4 protein-coding genes are annotated in these 4987 nt (G+C 67.4%); 2 read left to right on the top strand and 2 right to left on the bottom strand.

Features of this window, described 5'->3' with window-relative positions:
* Positions 1-4: 4 nt before the first annotated feature.
* Both U9980_RS12110 and U9980_RS12105 read right to left on the bottom strand, forming a co-directional pair.
* The gene (locus U9980_RS12110) at positions 5-1087 is read right to left on the bottom strand and encodes an ABC transporter substrate-binding protein (RefSeq protein WP_322767996.1); all 1083 of its coding nucleotides are present in this window, start codon (positions 1085-1087) and stop codon (positions 5-7) included.
* Between the two features lie 307 nt (positions 1088-1394).
* Positions 1395-2390, bottom strand: coding sequence for a hypothetical protein (locus U9980_RS12105; protein ID WP_322767995.1), 996 nt, complete (start codon positions 2388-2390; stop codon positions 1395-1397).
* Positions 2391-2833: 443 nt separating this feature from the next.
* Here U9980_RS12105 and U9980_RS12100 point away from each other — a divergent pair, with 443 nt between their 5' ends.
* Positions 2834-3721: an alkaline phosphatase family protein gene (locus U9980_RS12100; protein WP_322747136.1), complete on the top strand. Its 888-nt coding sequence runs from the start codon at positions 2834-2836 to the stop codon at positions 3719-3721.
* A 6-nt stretch (positions 3722-3727) separates the two neighbouring features.
* Positions 3728-4987, top strand: a 1260-nt coding sequence (locus tag U9980_RS12095; RefSeq protein WP_322767994.1) for an MFS transporter, incomplete at its 3' end; no start/stop codon positions are given.

Here is a 4987-nt window from a genome sequence, read left to right as displayed (position 1 = left end):
GCGGTCAGCCGAGCCGTGAGCCGCACAGTGGCGTGGGCGGGACGAGCTGGAAGCGTTTCCCGTCCGAACTGACCTGAAGGAAGGTGTAGCAACGGTTGAGTTGACCGAAACCGGCGGTGAAGTCCACGGGAGCGGGCAGCAGTCCGTGCGCGTCATAGTCGTGCACCGCACGTAGGCCGGTGATGAACCGCTGGCGGGTGGGGCAGGGCCCGGCGTCGGCAAGTCCTCGAAGGAACATGTCCGCTGAGATCCAGCCGGAGAGCGCGGCCTGCTGGTTCGGTGGCTGAAGTTGTGGTGCGTAGTAGGGCACGGCCTGGAGAAATTCCCGATGTGCGGGTGTGTCGGATTCAAAGGGGGCGTAGTCGACGAAGAGGTAGACGCCGGCAAAGGTGGTTCCGAAGAGGCGCAGAACGTTCTGATCATAGCCGGTCGGGGAGAGGATGACCCGTAGGCCGGCCCGGGCGGCCCGGGCCGCCGCGACGACCTGGCCGAAGGACGCGGCGGTCACGGCACCGACGAGGACGTCCGCCCCGCTGTCCCTGATTCGTCCCCCGATGTCGGCGGCGTCGATGGGGCCGGTCACGTCGAGGGTCGCCACGACACGGACACCCGCTGACCGCAGGCTTGCGGTCAGTTCGGCGGCGACGCTCAGCGATGTAGCGGAGAAGGTCGCCTGGGCCACGACCGCGGTGTGACCGCCGTGAGCGGCGACGAAGTCCCCCCAGGTACTGATGGACGTGCCGTTGGCAATCAGGTTGGAGTAGCTGAACATGTTGTCATAGATCGTCCAGGGTGTTTCCAGGGACGTGCCGGTGACCGGTATCCCGCGGTCGTGCAGGAATGCAGCCGACCCGCTGGCCACCGAGGTGGACTCGATGATGCCGAAGACATCGTCGGTGTCGACCAGGCTGTGTGCCGCGGCGAGATTGGCAGTCGCTCGGGACTCGTCGTCGCGCCAGGTGTACACCACCTCGCGGCCGTTTATTCCACCCGCGTTGTTCGCGACGCCCAGCCGGGCGTCTACACCCGCGCGGAAGGGCAGGAACAGCGAGGCCGCGTTTCCGGTGTCGGGATACAGCATCCCCAACGTGATCTGGTCCTTGGTTACTCCAGGTTCTCGACAATCGGCGGCCGTGGATGGTCTGATCGGTGTATTTTGGGCGTCGCAGGCGGGGATCACGAGTCCGCATGCGAGGTAAAGTCCGGCCACGGCTGTGGCCAGCCGCCTGTACCCGTACCGGTGGCGTGCGGCCAGCTTCGCAGCACGCGGTCCCGCGGCAATTCGCCTCACGCCACCACGCTAAGCGCTTACCGGCGTCAGTCGTGGTGATTAACACGAATGGCACCCCAGCGCTACACCATCCCTTGATCCATGCCCCTGCGGCCGGGCGCTCTCACGCGAAGTTGCACCGTCCACCGCTGCGGCCGAAGCCGGGACGGGCGACGTCGAAATCCAGGTGGTTGTCCGAACCGGTGATTTTACGAAGATCGTATATGCACTGGTGTCCGGTGGCGGTGTCGTCGACGGTGACCCGCTGTGACCCGGCGTACATTGCGCCGCTGGTCCAGTCGGCGCCGCCGCTGCTGTAAGTGACCGTAAAGGAGGAGATCGGGTATCCCGCGGACGAGCGCGCGTCGCCACCGAAGATCATGAACCTGATCTCGTTCTTGGCTGGCAGAGCCCCACCTCTGGTCACGTTACCGGTGATCTGGGCGGTACCCGGGTCCGCGAGGGTGGCGAGGGCGATGGTTCCCACATAGGCGGCGTAGGTCCAGCCGTTCGCCCGGTGGTTGAAGCTGTCGACGTAGAAACGGGAGTGCACGTACTCCTGGTCACGGGTGACGTCGGGGTAGAACTCCAGCGAGAGCCCGGCTGTGCGCGCGCCCCAGTCCGTCCGCAGCGAGCCGCCCTCGACCAGGTCCGGCTGCGTGTCGGGCATGAAGTAGCCATGTGGGAAAAGAATGCCGTTGCCAGCGGCGAACCGCGTGTAGGTGGCGTAGCTTCCGCGGACCTCGCAGGCATTCACGAAGGTGTCACCGGTGCCCGTCCGCGGATCGAAGTGCTGGCACGGCAGATACGGCTGGGCGGTCGAGCCGAGAACGAGGTCCGCGCCCACCGCGCCCGAGATCGCGACCGGTTGCCCATTGCGGTCGGTGAAACCGCTGAACGGGATGGCGACCCCGAGGCCGCGGGAGGTGTCGCCGCCGTACTGGGTGGAGTCGGCAGCCTGTGCCGGCGTCGGCTGGGCGAGCACGAGCACGGTGATCGTGCTCAGCGTGAGCACGGCGCTGCGGACTCGGCCCCTGGTAGCGGTGGTCGCGCCGCCGGCCGCTCGACCGGACGCTGGAAAGTATGCCCGCCGGCTGAACGGCTGGCGCAAGCGTGTCATCCTCCACCTTGTCCCTCGGTCGTAATACCGGGTTCGCCAGTGACGAACCGGAAGTCTGTCGGCGAGATTAGGGCGGAGTTGCAAAATCTGTATTCCGCGATGATGAACAACAGGTACGCGTCGCCTGCTGTGGCGGGAAAAACAGGCAACTTCGCGTGCTGATGGTAATTGCCGATTCCCGGCACCATGCTGGCGCGTTGTTTCGATAATCTGAATGAGCTGCCCACCCCTGACCATACATGATCGGGTCGTTATAGGCATTAACCGCGCATACCGGACAGCGGACTATGAGGTCGGTAACAGCCAGGGCCACATGCCGACACAACTGTTTGCGTGGCCGTCACGTTCGGTCTGCTGACGGGATGGCAACCGCGCGCTTAGTCTGACGCCCGCCCAGTTGACGCCCCCGTGTTGTTCCCCGAGGCATTTTCCGGAGGTCTGCTGTGTCCGTTCCCGCCCGCCTGCGACGCCCGCGCTGGGCGCTGGCAGCGCTCGGTGCCACCGCCGGTCTGACAGCCGCGGCCGTCGGTCTCCTGCCAGCCAGCGCGCAGGCCGCCGCGCTGCCCACACCCGACCATGTGGTCGTGGTGGTGCTGGAGAACCATTCCTACTCGCAGATTATCGGCAGCTCGAGCGCGCCGTACATCAACAACACGCTGAAGGCCGGCGGCGCCAACCTCTCGTCCTCGTATGGCATCACCCACCCCAGCCAGCCCAACTACCTTGCGCTCTTTTCCGGCAGCACCCAGGGCATCACCGACGACAGCTGCTACACCCCGCAGTTCAGCAGCGCCGCCAACCTCGGCTCCGAACTCATCGGAGCGGGTCTGACCTGGGGCAGTTACAACGAGGGCCTGCCCTCGCAGGGTTCGACGGTGTGCACCAAGAGCAGCACGAAGTACGCCCGCAAGCACAACCCGTGGTTCGCCTTCAGCAATGTGCCGCTGAACACCGCCTACACGTTCACACAGTTCCCGACCGACTACACCACATTGCCGAAGGTTTCGTTCGTCGTTCCGAACCTGTGCAACGACATGCACGACTGCTCGGTCTCCACCGGTGACACGTGGGTGCAGAACAACCTCGGCGCCTACGCCACCTGGGCCAAGACCCACAACAGCCTGCTTGTCCTGACCTTCGACGAGGACAACGGTTCCAGCAGCAACCACATCGCCACCGTGGTCTACGGGCAGCACGTCATCGTGGGCGGCAGCTCGTCGACGACCTACAACCACTACAACGTGCTACGCACGCTGGAGGACCTCAGCGGCCTCACCACCCATGCGGGTAACGCCGCGACCGCAGCGGACATCACCGGTATCTGGAACTAGTAGACCGTGTACGTAGCGGACGCCCGCACCGCGTCCGAGTCGTCCGACCCGGGTCCACACCCGGGTCGGACCCTCGGCCCGCTGCCCGCCGCCGACACCCGCGCCGTGGCCCGGCCGGCCGCTCGCACCGTGCTGCGGGCGGTGCCGCACACGGTGCTCGTGCTGGGCACGGTCAGTCTCATCACCGATGTCTCCTCGGAGATGGTCACCGCCGTTCTGCCGCTGTACCTGGTGGCCGAGCTGGGTCTGTCCCCGCTGGGCTTCGGTCTGCTCGACGGCGTCTACAACGGGGTCAGCGCACTGGTCCGCCTCGTCGGCGGCCACCTCGCCGACCGTGGCCGGCGGCACAAGACCACCGCGGCGCTCGGGTACGGCCTGTCCGCCCTGTGCAAGCCGGCCCTGCTCGCCGTCCACAGCGTGCCGTTGATCGGTGCTGTACTCGCCGTCGACCGCATGGGCAAGGGCTTGCGCACGGCTCCTCGCGACGCGATGATCTCACTTGCCGCGCCGCCCGAGGCCCAGGGCCGTTCCTTTGGCGTGCACCGGGCCATGGACACCACCGGAGCGCTGCTGGGTCCACTCACGGCTTTTTTCGTCCTGCGGACGGCTGCCGGGGGCTTCGACGCCGTTTTCGTGGTGAGCTTCTGCATCGCCACCATGGGTGTGCTGGTCCTCCTGCTCTTCGCTCCCGGACGCGTCCCGGCGCCGGCCCCGCCCAGCGGTGCCGCGGTCACCCCGGCGCCGGCCACAGGCCGGCCGGCCGCGGCGGCAGCCACGGTGTCCGTGCGCGCGGCGCTCGCTCTGTTGGGCCGACCGCACCTGCGGCGGCTCACCGGCTGCGCGTTTGTACTGGGCCTGGCAACGGTCAGCGACTCCTTTGTCTACCTGCTGCTACAGCGACGTCTGGATCTGTCCGAGCGCTGGTTCCCGCTCCTGCCGCTCGGTACGGCGGGCGCGTTCCTGCTGCTGGCCGTGCCGCTCGGCCACGCCGCCGACCGGTTCGGCCGTTGGCGGGTCTTCCTCGCCGGGCATCTGGGCCTGCTCGTGGCCTACGGGCTGCTGCTCGCGCCGACGCACGCAACGGGAGAGCCGGTCGGGCCGGTGACGGTAGCCGGCCTGGTTGTAGCCGGCCTGCCGGTCGCGGTGCTCGTCCTGCACGGGGCCTTCTACGCCGCGACCGACGGGGTGCTCATGGCGGCCGCGGCCGGCTCGGTGCCGGCCGAGCTGCGCGCCAGCGGCCTGGCGCTGGTACAGACCGGACAGGCC

The organism is Protofrankia sp. Cr1 (genome assembly GCF_963555865.1).
Taxonomy (GTDB): Bacteria; Actinomycetota; Actinomycetes; order Frankiales; family Frankiaceae; genus Protofrankia.
This window is presented reverse-complemented; position numbering and strand designations above follow the sequence as displayed.

Coding starts and splice junctions, on each gene's coding strand:
- U9980_RS12105 (WP_322767995.1), bottom strand. CDS start 2,390: ATGACACGCTTGCGCCAGCCGTTCAGCCGGCGGGCATACTTTCCAGCG.